General features: G+C 66.3%; 26 protein-coding genes. 5 read left to right on the top strand and 21 right to left on the bottom strand.

Annotated features, from left to right (window positions below):
* Positions 1-50: 50 nt before the first annotated feature.
* Positions 51-866: a translation elongation factor Ts gene (tsf, locus tag H7J73_RS22230; RefSeq protein WP_264069837.1), complete on the bottom strand. Its 816-nt coding sequence runs from the start codon at positions 864-866 to the stop codon at positions 51-53.
* A 24-nt stretch (positions 867-890) separates the two neighbouring features.
* Positions 891-1,706 (bottom strand): 30S ribosomal protein S2, encoded by an 816-nt coding sequence (gene rpsB / locus H7J73_RS22225; RefSeq protein WP_264069836.1) that lies wholly within the window; start codon positions 1,704-1,706, stop codon positions 891-893.
* A gap of 297 nt (positions 1,707-2,003) precedes the next feature.
* On the opposite strand from rpsB, the gene H7J73_RS22220 reads away from it, so the two are divergent.
* A complete protein-coding gene (locus tag H7J73_RS22220) occupies positions 2,004-2,492 on the top strand; it encodes a M23 family metallopeptidase (RefSeq protein WP_264069835.1) in 489 nt (162 codons plus the stop codon).
* A gap of 4 nt (positions 2,493-2,496) precedes the next feature.
* On the opposite strand, the gene H7J73_RS22215 is transcribed toward H7J73_RS22220, so the two are convergent.
* The 10 genes from H7J73_RS22215 to rplS form a co-directional block, all read right to left on the bottom strand.
* Positions 2,497-3,399 (bottom strand): tyrosine recombinase XerC, encoded by a 903-nt coding sequence (locus H7J73_RS22215; protein WP_264069926.1) that lies wholly within the window; start codon positions 3,397-3,399, stop codon positions 2,497-2,499.
* A gap of 37 nt (positions 3,400-3,436) precedes the next feature.
* The gene (locus H7J73_RS22210) at positions 3,437-4,279 is read right to left on the bottom strand and encodes a siderophore-interacting protein (protein WP_264069834.1); all 843 of its coding nucleotides are present in this window, start codon (positions 4,277-4,279) and stop codon (positions 3,437-3,439) included.
* Between the two features lie 38 nt (positions 4,280-4,317).
* Positions 4,318-5,451, bottom strand: coding sequence for a DNA-processing protein DprA (gene dprA, locus H7J73_RS22205; protein ID WP_264069833.1), 1,134 nt, complete (start codon positions 5,449-5,451; stop codon positions 4,318-4,320).
* Positions 5,448-6,959 (bottom strand): YifB family Mg chelatase-like AAA ATPase, encoded by a 1,512-nt coding sequence (locus H7J73_RS22200; protein WP_264069832.1) that lies wholly within the window; start codon positions 6,957-6,959, stop codon positions 5,448-5,450. Before H7J73_RS22200 ends, dprA begins: the two co-directional genes overlap by 4 nt.
* Positions 6,959-7,336, bottom strand: coding sequence for a YraN family protein (locus H7J73_RS22195; protein ID WP_264069831.1), 378 nt, complete (start codon positions 7,334-7,336; stop codon positions 6,959-6,961). The genes H7J73_RS22200 and H7J73_RS22195 overlap by 1 nt, the downstream gene beginning before the upstream one ends.
* 195 nt (positions 7,337-7,531) lie before the next feature.
* Positions 7,532-8,557 (bottom strand): NADP-dependent oxidoreductase, encoded by a 1,026-nt coding sequence (locus H7J73_RS22190; RefSeq protein WP_264069830.1) that lies wholly within the window; start codon positions 8,555-8,557, stop codon positions 7,532-7,534.
* A gap of 40 nt (positions 8,558-8,597) precedes the next feature.
* The gene (locus H7J73_RS22185; RefSeq protein WP_003893809.1) at positions 8,598-8,903 is read right to left on the bottom strand and encodes a DUF2469 domain-containing protein; all 306 of its coding nucleotides are present in this window, start codon (positions 8,901-8,903) and stop codon (positions 8,598-8,600) included.
* 41 nt (positions 8,904-8,944) lie between these two features.
* On the bottom strand, positions 8,945-9,691 hold the full coding sequence (locus tag H7J73_RS22180; protein WP_264069829.1) for a ribonuclease HII: 747 nt from the start codon (positions 9,689-9,691) through the stop codon (positions 8,945-8,947).
* Positions 9,692-10,564 carry a signal peptidase I gene (lepB, locus tag H7J73_RS22175; protein ID WP_264069828.1) on the bottom strand — a complete coding sequence of 291 codons (873 nt, stop codon included), beginning with the start codon at positions 10,562-10,564 and terminating at the stop codon, positions 9,692-9,694.
* A gap of 57 nt (positions 10,565-10,621) precedes the next feature.
* The gene (gene rplS / locus H7J73_RS22170) at positions 10,622-10,963 is read right to left on the bottom strand and encodes a 50S ribosomal protein L19 (protein ID WP_264069827.1); all 342 of its coding nucleotides are present in this window, start codon (positions 10,961-10,963) and stop codon (positions 10,622-10,624) included.
* A gap of 310 nt (positions 10,964-11,273) precedes the next feature.
* On the opposite strand from rplS, the gene H7J73_RS22165 reads away from it, so the two are divergent.
* Positions 11,274-12,227, top strand: coding sequence for a serine hydrolase (locus H7J73_RS22165; protein WP_264069826.1), 954 nt, complete (start codon positions 11,274-11,276; stop codon positions 12,225-12,227).
* Here the strand turns inward: H7J73_RS22165 and trmD are convergent.
* From trmD to H7J73_RS22140, 5 genes are all read right to left on the bottom strand, one after another.
* Positions 12,224-12,907: a tRNA (guanosine(37)-N1)-methyltransferase TrmD gene (gene trmD, locus H7J73_RS22160; RefSeq protein ID WP_264069825.1), complete on the bottom strand. Its 684-nt coding sequence runs from the start codon at positions 12,905-12,907 to the stop codon at positions 12,224-12,226. The two genes, H7J73_RS22165 and trmD, sit on opposite strands and share 4 nt — an antisense overlap.
* A gap of 2 nt (positions 12,908-12,909) precedes the next feature.
* Positions 12,910-13,440: a ribosome maturation factor RimM gene (gene rimM / locus H7J73_RS22155; RefSeq protein ID WP_264069824.1), complete on the bottom strand. Its 531-nt coding sequence runs from the start codon at positions 13,438-13,440 to the stop codon at positions 12,910-12,912.
* 26 nt (positions 13,441-13,466) lie between these two features.
* Positions 13,467-13,709 carry an RNA-binding protein gene (locus H7J73_RS22150; protein WP_067334285.1) on the bottom strand — a complete coding sequence of 81 codons (243 nt, stop codon included), beginning with the start codon at positions 13,707-13,709 and terminating at the stop codon, positions 13,467-13,469.
* Positions 13,706-14,158 carry a 30S ribosomal protein S16 gene (gene rpsP / locus H7J73_RS22145; protein ID WP_264069823.1) on the bottom strand — a complete coding sequence of 151 codons (453 nt, stop codon included), beginning with the start codon at positions 14,156-14,158 and terminating at the stop codon, positions 13,706-13,708. The genes H7J73_RS22150 and rpsP overlap by 4 nt, the downstream gene beginning before the upstream one ends.
* A gap of 180 nt (positions 14,159-14,338) precedes the next feature.
* Positions 14,339-14,785 (bottom strand): nuclear transport factor 2 family protein, encoded by a 447-nt coding sequence (locus H7J73_RS22140; RefSeq protein ID WP_264069822.1) that lies wholly within the window; start codon positions 14,783-14,785, stop codon positions 14,339-14,341.
* A gap of 123 nt (positions 14,786-14,908) precedes the next feature.
* Between H7J73_RS22140 and H7J73_RS22135 the strand changes: the two genes are divergently transcribed.
* Together H7J73_RS22135 and H7J73_RS22130 are read left to right on the top strand one after the other, a co-directional pair.
* Positions 14,909-16,513 (top strand): diflavin oxidoreductase, encoded by a 1,605-nt coding sequence (locus H7J73_RS22135; protein ID WP_264069821.1) that lies wholly within the window; start codon positions 14,909-14,911, stop codon positions 16,511-16,513.
* 40 nt (positions 16,514-16,553) lie between these two features.
* Positions 16,554-17,447 (top strand): D-alanyl-D-alanine carboxypeptidase family protein, encoded by an 894-nt coding sequence (locus H7J73_RS22130; protein WP_276031557.1) that lies wholly within the window; start codon positions 16,554-16,556, stop codon positions 17,445-17,447.
* On the opposite strand, the gene H7J73_RS22125 is transcribed toward H7J73_RS22130, so the two are convergent.
* The gene (locus H7J73_RS22125; protein ID WP_264069820.1) at positions 17,444-18,061 is read right to left on the bottom strand and encodes a TetR/AcrR family transcriptional regulator C-terminal domain-containing protein; all 618 of its coding nucleotides are present in this window, start codon (positions 18,059-18,061) and stop codon (positions 17,444-17,446) included. The genes H7J73_RS22130 and H7J73_RS22125 overlap by 4 nt on opposite strands.
* Before the next feature lie 151 nt (positions 18,062-18,212).
* Here H7J73_RS22125 and H7J73_RS22120 point away from each other — a divergent pair, with 151 nt between their 5' ends.
* Positions 18,213-19,391, top strand: coding sequence for an FAD-dependent monooxygenase (locus H7J73_RS22120; RefSeq protein WP_264069924.1), 1,179 nt, complete (start codon positions 18,213-18,215; stop codon positions 19,389-19,391).
* 143 nt (positions 19,392-19,534) lie between these two features.
* On the opposite strand, the gene H7J73_RS22115 is transcribed toward H7J73_RS22120, so the two are convergent.
* From H7J73_RS22115 to ffh, 3 genes are read right to left on the bottom strand one after another with little or no spacing between them, the layout of a single operon-like run.
* Positions 19,535-20,191: a cyclase family protein gene (locus H7J73_RS22115; protein WP_264069819.1), complete on the bottom strand. Its 657-nt coding sequence runs from the start codon at positions 20,189-20,191 to the stop codon at positions 19,535-19,537.
* Complete coding sequence (locus tag H7J73_RS22110; protein ID WP_264069818.1) at positions 20,191-21,273, bottom strand: amidohydrolase family protein; 1,083 nt, start codon at positions 21,271-21,273, stop codon at positions 20,191-20,193. Before H7J73_RS22110 ends, H7J73_RS22115 begins: the two co-directional genes overlap by 1 nt.
* Before the next feature lie 4 nt (positions 21,274-21,277).
* Positions 21,278-22,834 carry a signal recognition particle protein gene (ffh, locus tag H7J73_RS22105; RefSeq protein ID WP_264069817.1) on the bottom strand — a complete coding sequence of 519 codons (1,557 nt, stop codon included), beginning with the start codon at positions 22,832-22,834 and terminating at the stop codon, positions 21,278-21,280.
* Positions 22,835-22,910 lie beyond the last annotated feature (76 nt).

Raw genomic sequence — 22,910 nt, 5'->3', positions numbered from 1 at the left:
TCTAACGGCCTAGCTTCTCTCCCCGGGCTCGTCCCTCGCCCGAGTCGGAACTAGGCCTGGCCGACCTCGAACCGGACGAACCGTGTCACGGTCACGCCGGCCTCGTCGAGCAGAGCCTTGACGGTCTTCTTGTTGTCGGACACCGACGGCTGATCCAGCAGCACGACGTCCTTGTAGAAACCGGTGACGCGGCCTTCGACGATCTTGGGCAGCGCGGCTTCGGGCTTGCCCTCGGCCTTGGCTGTCTCCTCGGCGATGTGACGCTCGTTGGCGACGATGTCGGCGGGGACGTCCTCACGGGTGAGGTACTTGGCCTTGAGCGCGGCGATCTGCAGAGCAACCGCGTGGGCGGCTTCTTTGTCAGAACCGGTGTACTCGACCAGAACGCCCACGGCGGGCGGCAGGTCAGCCGAGCGCTTGTGCAGGTAGGTCTCGACGGTGCCGTCGAAGTACACCGCGCGCCGCAGTTCGAGCTTCTCGCCGATCTTCGCCGACAGGTCTGCGATGGCTTGCTCGACCGTGGAATCGCCGGATTTGGCCGCCTTGAGGGCGTCGACGTCGGTCGCCTTGGCGGCGACGGCGGCGGCGACGATCTCGTCGGCCAGCTTCTGGAATTCGGCGTTCTTGGCGACGAAGTCCGTCTCGCTGTTGAGCTCGATCAGTGCGCCGTCTTTGGCGGCGACCAGACCTTCGGCAGTCGCGCGCTCAGCGCGCTTGCCGACGTCCTTGGCGCCCTTGATACGCAGCTCTTCGACGGCCTTGTCGAAATCGCCGTCCGCCTCGGCCAGCGCGTTCTTGCATGCGAGCATGCCTGCGCCGGTCAGCTCCCGAAGTTTTTTGACATCGGCAGCGGTGTAGTTAGCCATAATTCAGGATTTCCTTCGAAAGAATCAGGAAGCGTCAGTGGTCGTTTCGGCAGCTGCCGGGGCGGCGGTGGCCGTGGCGGACGCCAGCAGCTCCTGCTCCCACTCGGCCAGCGGCTCATTGGCCTCGGCCTTGCCATCGGCACTTCCGCCGCCCGAGCGGGCCTTGAGGCCTTCGGCGACGGCCGAGGCGATCACCTTGGTCAGCAGCGCTGCCGACCGGATGGCGTCGTCGTTGCCCGGGATCGGGTAGTTCACGACATCGGGATCGCAGTTGGTGTCCAGGATCGCGATGACGGGGATGCCGAGCTTGATGGCCTCGCTGACAGCCAGGTGCTCCTTGTTGGTGTCGACGACCCAGATCGCCGACGGCACCTTGGCCATGTCGCGGATACCACCGAGGCTGCGCTCGAGCTTGTTCTTCTCGCGGGTCAGCATCAAGATTTCCTTCTTGGTGCGACCCTCGAAGCCACCGGTCTGCTCCATGCTTTCCAGTTCCTTCATCCGCTGAAGGCGCTTGTGCACGGTCGAGAAGTTGGTGAGCATGCCGCCGAGCCAGCGCTGGTTCACGTAGGGCATGCCCACGCGGGTAGCTTCCTCGGCGATGGATTCCTGGGCCTGCTTCTTGGTGCCGACGAACATCACGCTGCCACCGTGGGCGACAGTCTCTTTGACGAACTCGTACGCCTGATCGATATAGGTCAGCGTCTGCTGCAGGTCGATGATGTAGATGCCGTTGCGGTCGGTGAAGATGAACCGCTTCATCTTGGGGTTCCAGCGCCGGGTCTGATGCCCGAAGTGGGTGCCGCTGTCAAGCAGCTGCTTCATGGTTACAACAGCCATAGTGATTAGCTGGCTTTCTATTTGTCGGTTGTCGTCCGGCGTCGGGTGATGCCGAACCCTGGCGTCCGCCGCGATACCGGACCCGGCCTCTGATGAGGTCCGGGACCGCCCGGCATGCTGGTGCGACCTTCACAAACAGGGCCGCGGGGCAGACGCGCGAAGTCAACCCGCTTTTACACGAGTTGCGATCATGAGTTTACACCCTGGAAATAGGTGCTTTATCCACACCGAAGCGCCCATCCACAATGCCCCTGAGTCGGGCTGGCGGGACCGCCGATACTGAGCTGAGCTGCGCTGATGCGCTTTCTCATCAGTCTAGTGGCGGTGCCCCTGCTACTCGCCGGCCCCGCACAGGCCGACTCGGGGCGACTGCAGTGGCCGCTGCGGCCCCGGCCAGCCGTCGTCGGCGCCTACAACGCACCGGCACCGGACTGGAATCGCGGCCACCGAGGTGTCGACCTGGCCGGTGCGCTCGGTCAACCGGTGTACGCGGCCGCTCCCGCGACGGTCATCTTCGCCGGCGTTCTGGCCGGGCGGCCAGTGGTGTCGCTGGCGCACCCGGGCGGTCTACACACCAGCTACGAGCCCGTGGTCGCCGCCGTGCGGGTGGGTCAGCTGGTCGACGCGGGCACTGCGATCGGAACCCTGGCGGCGGGGCACCGCGGCTGTTCCGCGGCATGTTTGCACTGGGGGGCGATGTGGGGGCCCGCGGCCCGTGCCGATTACGTCAACCCGCTCGGACTGCTGGCCTCGACGCCGATCCGGCTCAAACCGCTGCACCCGTGACCGCTCAGGCCCGGGGATGCGCCTGATCGTGCACGGCGCGCAGCCGGGCCACCGTGACGTGGGTATAGAGCTGCGTCGTCGCCAGCGAGGAGTGCCCCAGCATCTCCTGCACGATGCGCAGGTCCGCGCCGCCCTCGAGAAGGTGCGTGGCCGCGCTGTGCCGCAGCCCGTGCGGACCGATATCCGGGGCACCCTCGACCGCACTCATCGTCTCGTGCACGACAGTGCGCGCCTGCCGAGCATCGAGGCGACCGCCACGAGCACCGAGCAGCAGGGCCGGGCCCGACGTCGAGGTCGCCACCGCGGGCCGGCCGTCGGCCAGCCAGCGCCGTAACGCGTCCTCCGCGGGTTCACCGAACGGCGCAGTCCGTTGTTTGTTGCCCTTGCCGAGTACCCGCAACACGCGACGCCCGATATCGACATCATCGATATCGAGCCCGCACAGCTCGCTGACCCGAATACCCGTCGCGTACAGAAGCTCGACGATCAGCCTGTCCCGCAGCGCCAGCGGATCACCTTGCTGCGCGCCCGAACTGGCAGCGTTCATCGCGGCGAGCGCCTGGTCCTGGCGTAGTACGGCGGGCAGGGTGCGACGCGCCTTCGGGACCCGCAGCCGGGTGCCCGGATCGGCGCTGAGCAGTCCGCGCCGCGTCGCCCACGCGGTGAACGTCTTCACCGATGAGGTGCGGCGTGCCAGCGTCGTGCGCGCGACACCCGCCCCGGCCTGCGCTGCCAGCCAGGATCGCAGCAGCGGTAGTGAGAGCGCGGACAAGTCGCCGCCGGGAACCCGCTGTTCCAGGAACTCGAACAGCGATCGGAGATCGCCCAGGTAAGCCCGCTGGGTGTGCGCGGACCGACCACGCTCGAGTTCAAGGAAGGCCGCGAACTCGTCGAGGACGGCCGGCAGGGACGGCGACACGTCCCCACCGTCGCAGACTGGCCCGCTATTGCGAAGCTTCAGCCTCGGCGAGTTCCCGTTTCCACTGTCGGAACGTCTCCTCGGTGCGGCCACGGCGCCAATACCCGGAAATCGATGCCCATTTCGCGTCGACACCCCGTTCGTTGCGAATGTAGGGACGCAGGTTGTGCATGACGGCCTGCGCCTCGCCATGGATGAAGACCTGGACCTGGCCGGGCAGCCAGTTGGTCTCCTTGACCGCAGCGATGAGCGGCGCGAAATCACCCGCCTGCTCCTCGGGCACCAGATCCGCCCGGCCGCCGCGATAGACCCACTTCACGTCCACGCCGGGGGGCGCGGTGATCGAGACCTCGTCCTCCGGGCCGGCGACCTCGATAAAGACCTTCCCGACCGCGTCGTCAGGCAAGGCTTCCACTGCCACACTGATCGCGGGCAGCGCTGCTTCGTCGCCGGCCAGCAGATGCCAATCGGCGGCTGGGTCGGGCGCGTACGCCCCACTGGGGCCCATCAGATATGCCGGATCGCCGGGCTGCACGGACGCCGCCCACGGACCCGCCACACCATGCTCGCCGTGCACCACGAAATCGATCGCGATCTCCCGAGCTGCGGGGTCGGCCTTGCGGACGGTGTAGGTCCGCACCACCGGCTGCTGGGTCGGCTCGAGTCCGCCGAAACTGTCCAGCGTCAACGGCTGCGGCAGTGCCGCGACGTCGACGCCGTGCGGGATGATCGCAATCTTCACGTAGGAGTCGGTGAATTCGCTCGGGGTGAAGGTGTCGAAGCCGGTGCCACCGAAGACGACGCGAACCATATGCGGTGCGATCTGCTCGGTGCGCACAACCTCGAAGGTGTGTATCGGTCGGCCCATCCACCCGACTATACGAGCTCAGACGCCCCGGGCGGCCGCTACGTGACCTGCCTAACGATCCCCCAGCAACCGTCCTCACGGCGCACCAGCCCGGCGATTTCCAGCATCGCCAGCGGCGCGAGCACCTGCTCCGGTACCAAGCCGGACGCGATCGCGATCTGTTCCACGGTGCGCACCCCTCGCCCGGGTAACGCCTCGTAGACCAGGCTCTCGGCTTCGCCGAGTCCATCCAGCGGGGTCACCGGATGGGCCGGCCCGTCGGCCAACTCACCTGCTCTGCCCACGATCTCGACGATCTCCGCGGCCCGGGTCACCAATATCGCTTCCCCTCTGAGTAATTCGTGCGTTCCGGCCGAGGCTGCGGAGGTGACCGGCCCGGGGACCGCGCACACCACCCGGCCCAGCATCTTCGCCCACGCCGCGGTATTCGCTGCCCCGCTGCGCAATCCGGCCTCGACCACCACTGTCGCACCCGACAATGCGGCCACCAACCGGTTGCGAGTCAGGAAACGGTGCCGCGCCGGCCGGACACCCGGTGGATACTCGGTGATCAGCAGGCCACTGGCGGCAATTCGGTGTAGCAGTGCCGAATGCCCTGAGGGATAAGGGATATCGATGCCACCTGCCAGTACCGCGACGGTGACTCCGTCCCCCGACAGGGTGGCGCGGTGTGCGACGCCGTCGATACCGTAAGCGCCGCCGGAGATCACCGCCACATCCCGCTCGACCAGGCCGGCCGCCAGATCAGCGGCGACGTGCTCACCGTATGGAGTACACGCCCGGGTGCCGACGATGGCCGCTGACCGCATGGTGACCTCATCGAGGTGCGCCGGGCCGAGTGCCCACAGCACCAGCGGCGCTCGGCCCTCCGGCTTCTTCTTCAGATCCCCAGCGGTAAATCCGTTGAAGCCGGCGAACGCCAGGTGGGGCCACTCGTCCTCGTCCGGTGTGATGAGCCGGCCGCCCCGGTTACGCAACACATCAAGGTCGCGGGCCGCCTCATCAACCGCGCGCCGCGCCTCAGCGCGGGAAACGACACCGCCTTTGACGCGGGCCGCGGCCTCAACCGGACCGCATTCGGCGACCAGCTCCGCCACCGCCGCCGACGGCGGCTCAACCACCCGCGACAGATACGCCCAGGCCAGCGACGCCTCGTCCGGATCGGCGCTCATGATCGCGTCCCCGCTTGCCGGAAGCTCAGTGCCGTTGCCACATCGTGGCAGTCCGGCGAGGTACGGCCCGCCAGGTCGCACAGCGACCACGCGACCCGCAGGGTGCGGTCGACCCCGCGAATGCTGATCAGCCCGCGATCCAGGGCTGTCCGCAGCGGCGCCATGGCTTCTCGGCTGGGCCGAAAACCACGGCGCAGCACGGGCCCGGGCACCTCGGCGTTGGTCCGCACGCCCACCGCAGTCCAGCGCGCCGCAGCCGCTTCCCGCGCACAGGCCACCCGTGCCCGCACCACCGACGTGGCCTCGGCCGCTTCGTCCGCGAACGCGCCGGCCCGCACGGAATGCATATCGACCCGCAGATCCACTCGATCCATCAACGGCCCTGACAGCTTGCCCAGGTAGCGACGTTTCACCGGAGCAGCGCAGATGCAGTCACGGGGATCTGCAGGGGCGCACGGGCACGGATTGGCGGCCATCACCAACTGGAACCGCGCCGGATAGCGGGCCACGCCATCGCGGCGAGCCAGGCGGATCTCGCCGTCCTCCAACGGTGTTCGCAAGGCCTCCAGTGCGCTGACACCCATCTCGGCACACTCGTCGAGGAACAGGACACCCCGGTGCGCGCGGCTGACCGCACCGGGGCGGGCCATCCCGGAGCCGCCGCCGACCAGCGCGGCCACACTGGAGGTGTGGTGTGGTGCCACGAATGGTGGACGGGTGATCAACGGTGTGGCGTCCGAGACCATACCCACCACCGAGTGGATCGCGGTGACCTCAAGGGCTTCGCTCTCCGACAGAGGTGGCAACAGACCGGGCAGGCGTTGTGCAAGCATGGTTTTCCCGATACCTGGCGGCCCCGTGAGCATCAGGTGGTGCGCTCCGGCAGCGGCAATCTCGACAGCACGCCGGGCGTGGGTCTGACCCACGATATCGGCCAGGTCGGCCTCGACATCGTCGTCCGGGGTCTCGGAGACCGTGCGATCGGCAAGACTCCCCTTTCCCTCGAGCCAGCCGAACAACTGTCCCAGGGAGTTCACCCCGAGCACCTCGATGCCGTCTACCAGACTGGCTTCACCGAGATTGCCGACCGGCACGACCGCAGTCGGCCACCCGTCGCGCCGAGCGGCCAGCACCGCGGGTAGCACGCCACGCACCGGCCGCACTCGCCCGTCGAGCGCCAATTCGCCCAGCAGAATCGACTTTTCGAGCCGCTCCCACGGTTTCTTGCGGCTGGCCGACAACACCGCGGCAGCCAGTGCCACGTCGTAAACACTGCCCATCTTCGGCAGGGTCGCCGGCGAGAGCGCGAGGGTCAGCCGCGACATCGGCCACTGATGCCCGCTATTGGTGATCGCCGAGCGCACCCGGTCGCGGGATTCCTGCAGTGCGGCGTCGGCCAGTCCGACCAGATGCACTCCGGGCAGACCCGAGGTGATATCGGCTTCGATCTCCACGGCCTCCCCGTGCAGGCCCCGCACGGCCACCGAATACGCTCGCCCCAGCGCCATCAGCCGACGCCTTGGACGTGGGTGAGTTCCGGAGTCCGGCACCGCCCGATCCGCACCCCGATCACATCGAGGCGCACCGTAGCCCACCGGCGGTCTTGACCGGCCAGCCACAACGACGTCAACCGACGTAGCCGACGCACCTTCTGCGGCGGAACCGCATACGCCAGACCCCCGAAGCCGTCGCCCGTTCGGGTCTTCACCTCGACGAAAACTGCTGTGCGCGAAGAGGTGTCAGCAGCCACGATGTCGAGTTCGCCGTACCGGCAGCGCCAGTTGCGGTCCACGATCTGCAGGCCCTGCGCCAGCAGGTGCTCGACGGCCAGTTGCTCCCCGAGCGCCCCCAATTCAACCCTGGTCAATGCCGGTTCAGATGTCATGGCGCCAGCATGGCTGTGGCTTAGGACATCGCTCGGACACCCGCATCACCGAACGCGCCAGAACCGGACGGTTATCCCCAGTCAGACATTCGTCAACAGGACCAGAGCCCCGTTAGTGATCCGCGCACCGGGTATCCCCACCGGACGAACGGTCACCAAGGCTCCGGATGGTGTTGCAGTGGCCGAAACCGCCCGTCAGGCCAGCGTGGGTTCCCCGATTTTGACCAGCATCTTGCCGATATTCGCCCCGGTGAACAGTCCGTTCAGCGCGTCGACGCAGGATTCGATGCCCTCGAAGATGGTTTCGCGGTGCACCAGCAAGCCCTCGGATTCCCACTTGCCCAGCGCCGCGAAGGCCTCTTCGAACCGACCCCAGTCGTTGAGGGCGTTGAAGCCCTGCATCGTGGCGGTCTTGGCCAGAATGTTGACGTAGTTGGCGGGGCCGGGATGCTCGCCGGTGAGGTAACTGGAGATCACGCCACACAGCACAACACGGGCGTTGTGCGCCAGCCGGCCGAGCACCGCGTCGAGGATCGGGCCGCCGACATTGTCGAAGTAGACGTCGACACCCTGTGGGCAGTGCTGTTTGAGAGCCGCCGAGATGTCGCCGGCCCGGTAGTCGATGCACGCGTCGAACCCGAAGTCCTCGACCACCGCGGTGCACTTCTTGGGCCCGCCCGCGATGCCGACCACCCGGGCACCCGCGATCTTGGCGATCTGACCGGCCACCGATCCGGTGGCACCCGCCGCCGCCGAAACCACGACGGTCTGGCCCGGCTGCGGTCTGCCGACGTCGTTCATCCCGAAATACGCTGTCGCGCCGGTGGGCCCGTACACCGACATGATCGCGGGCTGGTCGACGTGTTCGAAGCCGGTCACCGGCGTGCAGAAGATATCGTCGCGGACGATCGAATACTCCTGGAAGCCGGTCAAGGTGGTGACAACGTCGCCGACCGCGTATGCATCGCAGCGCGATGCCACCACCTCACCGATCCCGGCCGCCCGGATCACCTCACCGAGCTGGACCGGCGGAAGATAGCCCGGCTGGTCGTCGAGCCAGGTCCGCGCGGCGGCATCGATCCCGACGTAGGTGGTCCGGACCAGCGCCTCGCCCTCAGCGGGCTCCGGCGCTGGCGAGCTGACGAGTTCGGTGTCTGCGGCGGCGACCATCCCGGTCGGGCGGCGACGCAACAGAATCTGACGATTGTCTAGTGCGGTCACGGTGGGAGAAATTACCTGACGCACCAGGGGTTTCGGGCGACTATTCGGGCAGCCGCAGTTCGGGCTTCTCGACCTCTTCGATGTTGACGTCTTTGAACGTGATCACCCGGACCTGCTTGACGAAGCGGGCCGGACGGTACATATCCCACACCCAGGCATCGGCGAGCCGGAGCTCGAAATAGACCTCGCCGTCGGCATTGCGCGGGATCAGCTCGACACTGTTCGCCAGGTAGAAGCGGCGCTCGGTCTCCACGACGTAGCTGAACTGACCGACGATGTCCTTGTATTCGCGGTACAGCGAGAGCTCCATCTCGGTTTCATACTTCTCGAGATCTTCAGCACTCATTTGCCCGGCTGTCCTTCTGTTGGTCCGTCTTGCATCTTTCCCTACCCGTGATCGCTGCGCTGCTCCGCCACGCATTCTTGTGCGTCGGCGTCGCGCATCTTGGCCCGCATCTCGGCGAACATCCTGTCGCCACCAGGTGTGGCCACCCGGCGGACGTTGATGAACGAGTACCGGTGCTCACTACATGGTCCGCGCTCGGCGAGAGCGGCGCTGTGCGCCGGGGTGCTGTAGCCCTTGTGATCGGCGAAGCCGTAACCGGGATGCTCGGCGTCCATCTTCACCATCAATCGATCCCGGCTGACTTTGGCCAGCACACTGGCGGCCGCGATACACGCCGCGGCGGCGTCACCGCCGATGACCGGCAGTGACGGGACCGCCAACCCCGGCACCCGGAAGCCGTCACTCAGCACGTATCCGGGGCGCAGCGGCAGGCCGGCAACCGCGCGTCGCATCCCTTCGATATTGGCCACATGCACCCCACGCCGATCGACTTCCGTCGAAGGAATGAACACCACGTGATACGCCAACGCGTAGCGGCGAATCAGCGGAAACAGCCGCTCGCGCTCTTTTTCGGTCAGCTTCTTGGAGTCGTCGAGCCGAGCCAGACTGGTCAGCCGATTCGGTCCGAGCACACACGCGGCCACCACCAGCGGACCGGCACACGCACCGCGGCCCACCTCATCGACGCCGGCCACCGGTCCGAGGCCCCCGCGGTACAGGGCGGACTCCAGGGTGCGCAGACCGGCGGACTTACGGATCACCGTGCGCGGCGGCCAGGCAGCAGGCACCTATCCGCCTTGCTGGGGATTCACCGAACTCACACCGCCCCAGCGCGACGGGGGCCAAGCGATGAATCTCGCCTTACCGATGACGTTGTCGACCGGCACCGTGCCGGCCATCGGGTCGCCAGTGCACTGGATGCCCTTCTCGCTGTCCGCGGGGGTATTGGTGCAGTGGAACCGCGAGTCGGCGGAATGGGTGCGGTTATCGCCCATCACCCACAGCCTGTCCTTGGGCACGGTGACGGGACCGAACTCGAACCCGAGGCACGGGTAAACGGCCGGGTCCGCCATCATCGTGTTCGGGTCCAGATAAGGCTCGTTCAGCGGTTTACCGTCCACCGTCAGACCGGTGTCGGCGCGACACTGAATGGTCTGGCCGCCGACCGCGATGACGCGCTTGACCAAGTCGTTCTCGTCCGGCGGAACGAAACCGACGACAGACAGCGCGTTCTGCACAGTCCGCAGGACCGGGTTGTCGGAGCGGATCGACTTGTAACTGGCATTCCACGAGGGCGGGCCCTTGAAGACCACGACATCGCCGGGCTCCGGGGAGCTGAACCGGTAGGTCATCTTGTCCACAATGATGCGGTCACCGACACAACCGGGGCAGCCATGCAGCGTGGGCTCCATCGACTCCGAGGGAATCAGATAGGGCCGGGCCACGAAGGTCAGCATCACGTAGTAGAGAACCAACGCGATGGTGACCAGGATGACGCCCTCGCGCAGGGCGGACCGCTTCTTCTTGCCACCGGACTCTTCGGTGTCGTCAGTGTCGACATCGGTGGTCGAGGCGTCAGAGTCGGAAGCCACCGTGGTGGATTCCGGCGTGGCAGCTTCCGGCGTGCGCTCAGAATCGGCCGAGTCCGTGGTTTCGGTCACGGGATCAGCGTAGCCAGCACAAGAAAGGAAACCGGAGCCAACGGCCCGGGTCCCGTGTCAGCGCTTTTCCTTGATCTTGGCCTTCTTGCCACGCAGCTCGCGCAGGTAGTACAGCTTCGCTCGACGAACGTCGCCACGGGTGACGACCTCGATGTGGTCGATGTTGGGCGAGTGCACGGGGAAGGTGCGCTCGACGCCGACGCCGTAGCTCTCCTTGCGGACCGTGAAGGTCTCGCGGATGCCGCCGCCCTGACGCCGCAGTACGGCGCCCTTGAAGACCTGGATACGCTCCTTGGCGCCCTCGATGACCTTCACGTGCACATTCACGGTGTCGCCCGGGCCAAAGGCCGGGATATCGTCGCGCAGCGACGCCTGGTCGACGAAGTCCAGCGTGTTCATCGGTGACTCTTCCTTGCAGTCGCGGCTCCGAGCAGCGCCGAACGCTTGGTAGCGAGGCGGTTGCTGAAGCCGATGGATCGTGCTTCTGGTGTATTCCGCAGCAGGCGGCACAACCGGCCCCGCGCAGACAACTGCTCAATTGTGCCAGATACCGGGCGGGCAATGAAATCGTGCCATGACCGGGCCCGCCCGGCGGGTGCCTAGCCACACTAGGTTCACGGTCTGGCCATCGACCCGTTAGGCTTCCCGGACGGGCTGCGACGGTGCCGCCGGCCCGCAATCCGAGGTCATTTTCCGTTCGAGGAGCACAATGCGTTGGCGGTCGTCGTTCCTGGCGAAGGCTGCGGCGACGGTTGCGGGCGCGGCACTGGTGGCCGGTTGCGCCGGCTGCGAAGCTCGCGTCTACGGTGCCCCGGGCAACCAGTCCGACAGTCCTCAACTGACGCTGGTGGCGCCCAAGGACCCTGCCGACTCGGTGCTGGCCGCGGCAGCCCCGGGCCCGGCCGTGACAGCTTTCGACGGCCTCGACGTGCGTGTCAAACAGGCGACGGCCGACGCAGCAGACGACGGCGCCGACATCACCGTTGCGGTGCTCGACCGCAACACCGGCCAGCTGATCACGAACGGAAGCGACAGCGCCATCGCCATCGCCTCGGTGGTCAAATTGTTCATCGCTGACGACCTGATGCTGCAGGTGGCCAAAGGGCAGACCCAGCTCACACCCGACGACCAGCAGCTCTTCGACGCCATGCTGCGATCCTCCGACGACGGCGCCGCCGAAACGTTCTGGAACCGCGGCGGCGGCAGCGCCATCGTGGACCGGGTGATCGCCCGCTATGGGCTCGGTTCGACGCGCCCGCCGGACAACGGCCGGTGGTTCAACACCACCAGCACGGTGACCGACCTGGTGCACTACTACGACATGCTGCTCAGCGGCGCCGGCGGACTGCCGCCCGAGCGCGCCAATGCCATCCTCAACGATCTGGCCCAGTCGACGCCGACGGCCCCCGACGGGATGGTGCCCGGCGGCGTCTACCCGCAGCGGTTCGGCATTCCCGAGGGACTTCCCGGCGAGCCGGTGGCCGTCAAGCAGGGCTGGATGTGCTGCGTGGGCGCCGACTGGATGCACTTGTCCACTGGTGTGATCGGCTCCGACCGACGCTACGTCATGGCGATCAGCTCGATGCAGCCCGCCGACGCCACCGAAGCCCGCGCCACCATCACCCAGGCCGTGCGGACGATGTTCCCCAGCGGTCGAATCTAGAGCAGGTCCGGCCGGCGCTCCAACGTCCGCTCTATCGCAGCTTGGCGACGCCACGCCACGATCCGGGCATGGTCTCCCGAGAGCAGCACCTCGGGCACATCGAGGTCACGCCAACTGGCCGGCCTGGTATAGCTGGGACCTTCGAGCAGACCCCCGACCGACTCTGAGTGCGAATCATCCTGATGTGACACAGGATTGCCGAGTACCTCCGGGAGTAGCCGGACCACCGCCTCGATCATCACCAGTGCCGCGGATTCACCACCGGGTAGCACGTAGTCGCCGATCGAGACTTCTTCGACGCGCATCCGCCTGGCCGCGTCCTCGGCGACACGCTGGTCGATCCCCTCATAGCGACCGCAGGCGAACACCAGGTGGGGCTCGCGACTCCACCGCTGCGCGGTCGCTTGATCGAACAGCTTCCCAGCAGGTGTCGGAACGACCAGAATGGTTTCGGCAGAACAAATTTCGTCAAGAGCCTCCCCCCACACCGGTGCCCGCATCACCATGCCGGGGCCACCGCCATACGGCGAGTCGTCGACCGACCGGTGCACATCGTGGGTCCAGCGCCGCAGATCGTGGACGCCCAGCTCCACCCGGCCCGAGCTGAAAGCCTTGCCGGGCAGAGACTGTCGCAACGGATCGAGATAGTCGGGAAAGATCGTCACGACGTCAATCCGCATGGCTATTCCAGGTCTTCGAGGTTCAACAGGCCGGCCGGCGGATCGATCTCGATCAGGCCATCGGTCAGCGATACCGAGGTGACGATGGCGCCGACGAACGGCACCAGTATTTCGGGCCCGCTGGACGCCTTCACCGCGAGCAGCTCGGTACCCGCGGTGTGCAGAACCTCGGAGACGACGCCGACTTCGGTGCCGTCGAGCGTCCGAACCCGGAGGCCCTCGAGTTGGTGGTCGTAGAACTCGTCGGCTTCGGTGATCGGCGGCAGGTCGTCGGATTCGATGACGAACAGCGTGCCGCGCAGACCGTCGGCGGCATCGCGGTCGGTAACGCCAGCCAGCCGGACCAACAGACGACCGCTGTGCTCACGCACTGTCTCGACGACGAAACTGCGCTCAGGTCTGCCACGGGAAGCCTTGCCCCGCAAAGTATTTCCCGGTGCAAATCGCTCAAAAGGGTCGTCGGTACGCACGTCCACCACGATTTCACCGGTGACACCGTGGGCCTTGGCCACGCGTCCGACGACCAACTCCATAAGAACTCCAGGAAGGGGCGAACCCGTTACTGGTCGGTGTCCACCACGTCGACGCGGATACCGCGGCCACCGATACCGGCCACCAACGTGCGCAACGCAGTCGCGGTGCGCCCGCCACGCCCGATGACCTTACCCAGGTCTTCGGGGTGGACGTGGACCTCTACGGTGCGGCCGCGACGTGATGTCACCATGTCGACGCGGACGTCGTCAGGGTTGTCGACGATGCCACGCACCAGGTGCTCGACAGCGTCGACGACGACAGTGCTCATTCGGCAGGCTCAGCGGCCTCAGCCGCGGGCGCCTCGGCCTCGCCGGCTTCGGCCTTTTTAGCGGGAGCCTTCTTCTTCTTGGCCGTGGTGGCTTCGCCGGTGGGACCGTCGGCGGCCGCCAGAGCGGCGTTGAACAGGTCCAGCTTCGACGGCTTGGGCTCGGCGACACGGAGCGTGCCCTCGGCGCCCGGCAGGCCCTTGAACTTCTGCCAGTCACCGGTGATCTTCAGCAGCTGCAGGACCGGCTCGGTCGGCTGTGCGCCAACGCCCAACCAGTACTGCGCACGCTCGGAATCGATCTCGATGATGCTGGGGTCTTCTTTGGGGTGGTACCGGCCGATGACCTCGATGGCACGGCCATCGCGACGGTTACGCGCGTCGGCGACGGCGATGCGGTACTGGGGATTGCGGATCTTGCCGAAACGGGCGAGCTTGATCTTGACAGCCATGGTGGTGCGTTTTCTCCTGTGATTGCCACGCTTGCAATTCAAGCGACGAGGGCGGGCTGCCCGGTCCGGTTTTGCCTTGCGTGTGTGACCGGCGCGCAAGCACCCCGGTCGGGGCGGGTCGCGCGGCAGACAGCCGCCCATTGTGCCAGAGGCACGGGCGGATCCCCAAAACGCTGCTGGTCAGACGATCTTGTCGAAACACTTCGTTTCGACGCGCCTGGTCATCCGCCAGCCCTCGGCGGTCCGGATGAACTCGTCGTCGTACCAGAGCCCGCAGAACATGATCTGCGGACTGTGTCCCTCTTTTCCAGCGTCGAGCACCATCGGGTTGAAACAGATGACCCGTGACTTCGCGGTTTCGGGACACGCGGTGTCACCGACAAAGCGGATCGACAGGTTGCCCAGCATGTGCGAGTAGGCCGGAAAGTTCGGCAACACCTCGGCCAACCAGGCCTTGACCTCAGGGAAATGACCGTCGATACCGCCCATTGCGCGGTAATCGATATATGCGTCGTCGGTGAACACGTTGTCGAGGTCGTCGAACCGACGTTGGTCGATCGCAGTGGAGTAGTCGACCAGCAGTTGCTGGATCTCCATTCGGTCCGAGATTTCCTGCAGGCTCAGCATGGATCGATTCAACACCGTGCACCGGTCACGAAGGGAGCGAACACCGAACGCCCGCAACAAACTAAGGTAACCCTAAATTGTCGCGTTTGGGGTGCATCCGCCCGCGAGCGAGTGGAGGAAACGATGCCTGACCAGTCCGGCCCGTCGTTGATCGTCGGTTACGCCAGCGATATGGGAACCGCCGAGTACATCGCGTTCCAGTTGACAGAGGCACTCAAGGCCGTCGGTATCGACGCGACCGAGGTCGAGCTCAACGAGGTCCAACCCACTGACCTGCAGGCCGCAACACACCTCGTCGTGGTGGCGTCGACCTTCGGCGACGGCGAGATGCCCGATAACGGGGCGTTGTTCTGGGAGGCGCTCAGCGCTGATGGCGTCGAGGCGCTGCCGAACCTGAACTACGCGGTGCTGGCTCTCGGCGACAGCAGCTATGAACAGTTCTGCAATGCCGGCCTGCTGCTCGATGCTCGGCTGGGCGAGCTCGGCGCAACGCGACTGCTGACCCGGGTGGACCTGGACTGCTACCGGGAGGGCGACGCCAAAGCGTGGCTCGCCGACATCGTCAAACTATTGGAGGCGAAGCTCCTGCCTGCCCCGGGCAGCGCGCGGACGGCCAACGCGGCGACCACACCGGTCGTCACCTCTGCGGTGCGCGAACACTCCATCTGGGACAGCGGCAATCCGTTCACCGCGCGCCTGGTGGTCAACCGGCGGCTCACGGAGCCGGATTCCGACAAGGATGTCCGGCACTACGAGATCGACCTCGGCGACTCGGGTATCGCGTACCAGGCCGGTGACTCGATCGCCGTGCATCCGGTCAACGACCCCGATCTCGTCGAATCGATCCTGGCCCAGCTGGGTGTCAGCCCGGACCATATGGTCGCCGAGTACGAAGAAACTCTTGGTGTGCTGCTGTCCGAGCATCTGGAGATCCGCAACCCGCCGCGCGCCCTGCACGCACTGGTCGCAGGCCGCGCCGCCGCGCCCGTGCTCGACTTCCCCGGCACCTACGACGTCCTCGACCTCCTGGAACTCGCCGACGTCAGCGTCGATGAGTTACTGGATACGTTGCGGCCCTTGCAGTTTCGTGACTACTCGATTGCGTCGAGCCCGCTCGAGCATCCCAATCACGTACATCTGACGGTGGCGACTGTGCAGTACACCGCCGGCGGCCGCCGCCGCGGTGGAGTCGCCTCGACCTTCCTGGCGCACCGCGGTGACGCCATCCGGCTGCATCCCCGCCCGAACCACGCCTTCCGGCTGCCCGCACCTGATGTGCCGATCATCATGGTCGGCCCAGGAACGGGCATCGCGCCGTTTCGCGGATTCCTGCGGGAACGGCAGGTGAGCGGCGCATCGGGCAGATCTTGGCTGTTCTTCGGTGACCGCCGACGGGCCACCGATTTCCTCTACGGCGAGGAACTGCAGGCTCATCTCGAATCGGGCGTCCTGACCAAGCTCAATCTGGCCTTTTCTCGGGACCGGGGACCCAATGATCGGAAGGAATATGTCCAGCACCACATGGTGGCCAACGCCGGCGAGCTCTTCGCCTGGCTGGAGGACGGCGCTCACTTCTACGTCTGCGGCGACGCCGACCACATGGCAAAGGACGTCGACCGCGCCCTGCACGAGGTGGTCGCGACCTCGGGCGCGATGACCGAAGGCGCCGCCCACGCCTACGTGAATGAGCTGATCAGAGCCCATCGGTACGTACGGGACGTGTACTGAGGCTGCACGGCCGACACCGGTGGCCCTACTGTGAAGGGCCATGCGCAGATTCCTGGGGTGCCTCTCGTTGGCCACGGCTGTCGTCGTCGGTATGACAGCAGCTCCGATCACCGCCTATGCCGACACCGACATCACCCAGGTTCAGCCGATCGGGGCAGTGCCGACACCGGATGGTCCGGCGCCGAACTGGATCGTCGCCGACATGGACACCGGGCAAATCCTGGCCGCGCGCAACGAGGACATGCGGACCCCGCCGGCGAGCACCATCAAAGTACTACTGGCTCTGGTGGTTCTCGACGAGCTGCCCCTGGACGCGACGGTGGTCGCCGACGACGGCGCTGATTCGCACGTGGAATGCAACTGCGTCGGCATCGAGGCCGGTCGCACGTACAGCGCCCGCCAGTTGCTCGACGGACTGCTGCTGGTGTCCGGCAATGATGCCGCCAACACCCTTGCGCACCTTTTGGGCGGCACCGATGCCGCGGTGGCCAAGATGAACGCGAAGGCAGCGGCGATCGGTGCCGTCGACACCCATGCCGGCAGCCCGTCGGGCCTCAACGGCCCTGGCATGGACGGATACACCACCCCAAGGGATCTCGCGATCATCTTCCGTGCAGCAATGGCCAATCCGGTCTTCGCGTCGATCACGTCGCAGCCCTCGGCGATGTTCCCGAGTAAGACCGGCGACAAGCCCATCGTCAACCAGGACGAACTGCTGATGCGCTATCCCGGCGCCATCGGCGGCAAAACAGGTTTCACCGATCCCGCCCGCAAGACCTTCGTGGGCGCCGCGCAGCGCGACGGCCGGCGTCTGGTCTTCGCGATGATGTACGGCCTGATCGTCGAGGGCGGCCCGACGTACTGGGATCAGGCTGCGGGACTGCTGAATTGGGGCTTCGCTCAGAGCCCGGAGGCCGGCATCGGCACCCTCTAGGATCGGCAGGTACCGGTGAGTAGTCGCGTCAGACCGTAGGCAAACTGGTTGTCGCGTGGGGTATCTCGCAGAGTCTTCAATCCCGCGGCGATGTTCGGGAAACGCTCGAAGTCGATTGTCGTTTCACGTTGCACCCGAGTGGAATCGGCGCGGACGAGGTCGTAGCCGGCCTGTTCTTCGATCACGAAACCCATAACGTAGTACTGCACGGAGAATGCGGCCAATACCGCTTCAGGCTCGGGCACGCCCGACTCCAGAGCGGCGCCGATCGCCGCCTCGCCGAAAGCCAACGTATTGGGCTGGCGGACAAACGTCCCCGCAAGTACCCGCGCACCATCTCTATGCGACAGCAGCGCCGACCGCAGACGGTGCGCCAACTCAAGGAGTCGGTCGGGTCCACTTGCGCCCGAATCGGTGTCATCGGCCACGCCGGCTAGTAGGTCGTCGGCGAGGGCGTCGGTCAATGCCTGCTTGTTCTCCACGTGCCAGTACAAGGTGCCGTGATTGACCCCGAGCGAGGATGCGAGTTTGCGCATTGTCAACGCGTCGACGCCGTGGCCTTCGATGAACTGCCACGCTCCCGCTAGTACCGCCGCTCGGTCAAGACGTGCCATCGCGTCCCTCCTATCTCCGAAGCACCATAACAAAGCCGAACTTGACCACTGGTCAAGTACAGCTCTAGCCTGGGTCCGGCGAACCGAGAAGCAGGCTCGGCCTCACCGAAGGGAACGTGACGTGTCAAGACAGACAATTGCTGAATCTCATATGGGCAGCGGAACCGGCGCCGAGATCCTCATCTGCGGCGCAGGAATCGCCGGCATCGTATTGGCGCACGGATTGGCTCGTGGCGGACTGCGGCCGACCGTCATCGAACGATCACCGAGTCTGCGCCGTGGCGGAAACGCGGTAGACCTACGTGGGCCAGCGGTGGACATCGTCGCCGGCATGGGAGTCCTCGACGAGCTCCAAACGCACTCCACCGAACTGGCCGAGTTCCACCGCATCGACACGGCAGGCAACCGCATCGTCACCATGGCACCTGAGGTGATTGGCGGTGACATCGAGGTGCTGCGAACTGAACTGAATGCCGTGTTGTTCAGCGCTGCGCAGGACGGAATCGCCTACCGTTTCGGTGATTCCATCGCCGCACTCAACGACACTGGCAACCACGTCGAGGTCACCTTCGAGAGCGGCTTGCGACACGACTTCGCCCTCGTCGTCGGCGCCGATGGACTGCACTCACACACCCGGGCGTTGATGTTTGGGCCCGAACCCGACTTCGTCCACCACCTAGGCTGCTACCAAGCACATTTCACCACCGAGAACCTTCTCGGCCTCTGTCACTCGGGGATGTTGCTGAACCAGCCCGGGCGCACGGTGGGTTGCTACAGCGTCCATCAGAATCAGGAGATCGTGGTCGGACTGTTCTTCGACTCGCCGCCGGTCGCCTACGACCGCACAGACCTTGCTGCGCAACAACGCTGGGTGACTGAAGTCTTTTCCGATATGGGCTGGCGCACAAGTGAACTGCTCGTCGCTATGGACCGCGCTGACGACTTCTATTTCGATTCGATCGCGCAGGTGGTCATACCCGAACCACATCGCGGCCGCGTAGCTCTCGTCGGCGATGCCGCCTACAGTCCATCGCTGTTGTCCGGCATGGGTGCAACGCTGGCGATCGTGGGTGCCGCAGTGCTCGCCGACGAACTCACCACTACCCCTCACGATCACTGGCGCGCGTTTCGTGACTACCGCGCGCGGATTACCGACATGGTCGCCCTGAGCCATCAACTCGCACGAGTCTCCCGCGGATGGTTCATCCAATCGAATAGCGAACAACACGATGCTGAAAGCTCAGATTCCGCGGACAAGCAGTCCGACGCGCTACGGCAACAAGTCCTCAACGCTGCCAGGGCAGCCTGTGAGCCGCGCTCTTCCGAATAGTCCCACCACTTCAGCACCTCCCCGGAATCGCCCAATCTGGCGGATGAGCGCTGGGCCTCTGAAGTCCAGGGATTCGGTTGGAGCGTTTCCGAAGCACTGAAGGTCTGGAACATCCACTTCGAATGCCACCGCCGGTCCCCGCTCTAGACCTCCGCGAACGCTCGCACCGGGAACGTCCCGAAGCCCTCGATCGCGGGCGGGGCGGCGGTGAACCGGGCACCCTGGGCCGGTAGCGCACCCAGATTGGTCAGGTGCTCGACGACGTGCACGCCGGCGCCCAGCAGCAGCGTGTGCGCGGGGCGTTCACCACCGGATTCGGTGTCATCGATGTTGACCGAGTCGATCCCGACCAGCGTGACGCCGGCGTCGATCAGGTGCTGGGCGCCCTCGGCGCTCAGATACGGCGCACCATGGCCGTAGGCCTCGGTACCGAAGTGCCGGTCCCAGCCGGTATGAAGCAGGACCGCGGCGCCCCGCACATCGCGACCGGACACCATATCCGCGTCGATACCGCGTTGCGCGGCGTCCGAGAGGTGGAACACCTCGGCCCGCAGCCCCACCAGCGTCGCCAGCTCCAGCCCGGCGAGGTCGGGACCGTCGGCGTAGCGGTGAAACGGCGAATCGAGATAGGTGCCGGTGTTCCCGATCATCGTGATGATGTCCATCGCGAATTCGGTACCGGCCGCGTACTTTTCGCGGGAGTCCGCGCGAGTGAGGTGCGGGGTGATCACCGGGGCGGGCAGGCCAGGATAGGTGATCAGGCCCGCCCTGATCGGATGACTCAGATCGACGATCGACATCAGTACGTCCTTCCACGCAGGATGACCAGATCCGGTGCGCCGAGCACCTGCGGGCCCAGTCGCGGATCTTCGGAAAAACACACCAGGTCCGCCGGCGCTCCGTGTTCCAGAGCCGGACGTCCAAGCCAGCGCCGCGCCGCCCACGACGCCGCACCGAGGGCCTCGGTCGGGTCCATCCCGATCCCCTTGAGCGCGTCGACCTCGTCGGCGATCCGCCCGTGGGCGATCATCCCACCGGCATCGGTGCCGGCATAGATCGGCACCCCGGCCTCACGCGCCGCCCCGACCCTCGCCCGGCACGACCGGTACAGATCGCGCATGTGCGCGGCGTACGCCGGGTACTTACCGGCCGCATCGGCGATGCCGGGGAAATTCTCGATATTGATCAGCGTCGGCACCAACGCCGTGCCGTGCTCGACCATCAGGGCAACGGTCTCGTCGGTCAGGCCGGTGCCGTGTTCGATGCAGTCGATACCCGCCTTGATCAAACCAGGCAGGGCGTCTTCACCGAAGACGTGCGCGGTGACGCGTGCGCCGTTGGCGTGGGCCGCGTCGATCGCCGCCACCAGCACGTCATCGGACCACAGTGGGGCCAGGTCCCCGACCCCACGGTCGATCCAGTCCCCCACCAACTTGACCCAGCCATCCCCGCGGCAGGCCTGCTCGGCGACGTACTGCGGCAGCTGCGATTCGTCCTCGATATCGATCGGCACATGCGGCAGATAGCGCTTGGGCCGAGCCAGGTGACGGCCGGCGCGGATGATGCGCGGCAGGTCGTCGCGGTCGTCGAGGTCGCGGGTGTCCACCGGCGAACCGGCGTCGCGCAGCAGCAGCGCACCGGCGCCGCGCTCGGTCTCGGCCTGGACAAGCGTCTCGTCGGGTGAGACGGGTCCGCCGGGCCCGAGACCGACGTGGCAGTGTGCGTCGACCAGACCGGCCATGATCCAGCCGCCGTCCCAGACGGTTTCGGCCCCCGCAATAGGTTCCGCGCTGAGTAGCCCGGCTCCTTCATCCCCGACGATCCACCACTGCACGGGTTCGCCGTCGGGCAGTGCACGACCGCGCACATGCAGGCGCGTCACGGCCCTACTTCTGGCCGGGGAACTTCAACTTGGACAGATCGAAATCGGCCAGCCCGGGCGGCAATTCGTTCAGGCCGGGCGGCATCTGCGACAGGTCGGGGAAACCACCGGGGGCTCCGGCACCCAGCAACGGGTTGCGCACCTTCGGTGGGGTCGGGCCACGGCTGTTGCCCTTCTTACCCTTCTTACCCTTGGCGTTCTTGCGCTGGTTGGCCTTGCGGTTGGCACCCGGCATCCCAAAGCGCCCCGCCATCGAGGCCATCATCTTGCGGGCCTCGAAGAAGCGGTCGACCAAAGAGTTGACCTCAGAGACGCTGACGCCGGAGCCGTTGGCGATCCGCAGGCGCCGCGACGCGTTGATGATCTTCGGGTCGGCGCGCTCGGCGGGGGTCATGCCGCGGATGATCGCCTGCAACCGGTCGAGCTGGCTGTCGTCGACGGCGGCGAGCGCATCCTTCATCTGCCCCGCACCGGGCAGCATGCCCAGCAGGTTCCCGATCGGGCCCATCTTGCGGATGGCCAGCATCTGCTCGAGGAAATCTTCCAGCGTGAGTTCGCCGGAGCCGATCTTGGCGGCGGCCTCCTCGGCTTTCTGCGCGTCGAAATGCTGCTCGGCCTGCTCGATGAGCGACAGCACGTCGCCCATGCCGAGGATGCGGCCTGCCATCCGATCGGGGTGGAAGACGTCGAAGTCCTCCAACTTTTCACCGGTGGACGCGAACAGGATCGGCACACCGGTGACTTCTCGAACCGAGAGCGCAGCGCCACCGCGAGCGTCACCGTCCAGCTTGGTCAAGACCACACCGGTGAAGCCGACGCCCTCGCGAAACGCCTCGGCGGTGGCGACGGCGTCCTGGCCGATCATCGCGTCCAGGACGAACAGCACCTCGTCGGGGTCGACGGCGTCGCGGATACCCGCGGCCTGCGCCATCAGTTCCTCGTCGATACCCAACCGGCCGGCGGTGTCGACGATGACGACGTCGAAGTGCTTGGCCCTGGCCTCGGCGATACCGGCGGCCGCGACGGCGACCGGGTCGCCGGGAGGGGCGTCATGGGAGCCCTCGGCGGCGCCGGGGTGCGGTGCGAACACCGAGACGCCGGCGCGCTCGCCGACGATCTTGAGCTGGCTGACCGCGCCGGGGCGCTGCAGGTCACACGCCACCAGCAGCGGGGTGTTCCCTTGTCCGCGAAGCCATTTCGCGAGCTTTCCAGCCAAGGTCGTCTTACCGGCGCCCTGCAGACCGGCCAGCATGATCACCGTCGGGGGCGTCTTGGCGAAGGCCAGTGTCCTGGTTTCGCCGCCGAGGATGCCGACGAGCTCCTCGTTGACGATCTTGACGACCTGTTGCGCCGGGTTCAGCGCACCGGAGACCTCCGCGCCCTTGGCGCGCTCCTTGATCCTGGCCACGAAGGCCCGGACCACGGGCAGTGATACGTCGGCCTCAAGGAGTGCCAGCCGGATCTCGCGGGCGGTGGCATCGATATCGGCATCAGTCAGCCGGCCCTTGCCGCGCAGGCCAGAAAGCGCACCGGTCAACCGGTCGGACAGCGATTCAAACACGTGGGCAAGCCTATCGTTGAATTGGCCGGCTCCTCAGCCGGCTCGTGCCTCGCCCGCATCGGTCGCCGGACGGCCT

Source organism: Mycolicibacterium komossense, assembly GCF_025822605.1.
GTDB lineage: Bacteria > Actinomycetota > Actinomycetes > Mycobacteriales > Mycobacteriaceae > Mycobacterium > Mycobacterium komossense.
Note: the sequence above shows the minus strand (reverse complement) of the source record. Positions and strands in the feature narration are given on the sequence as shown.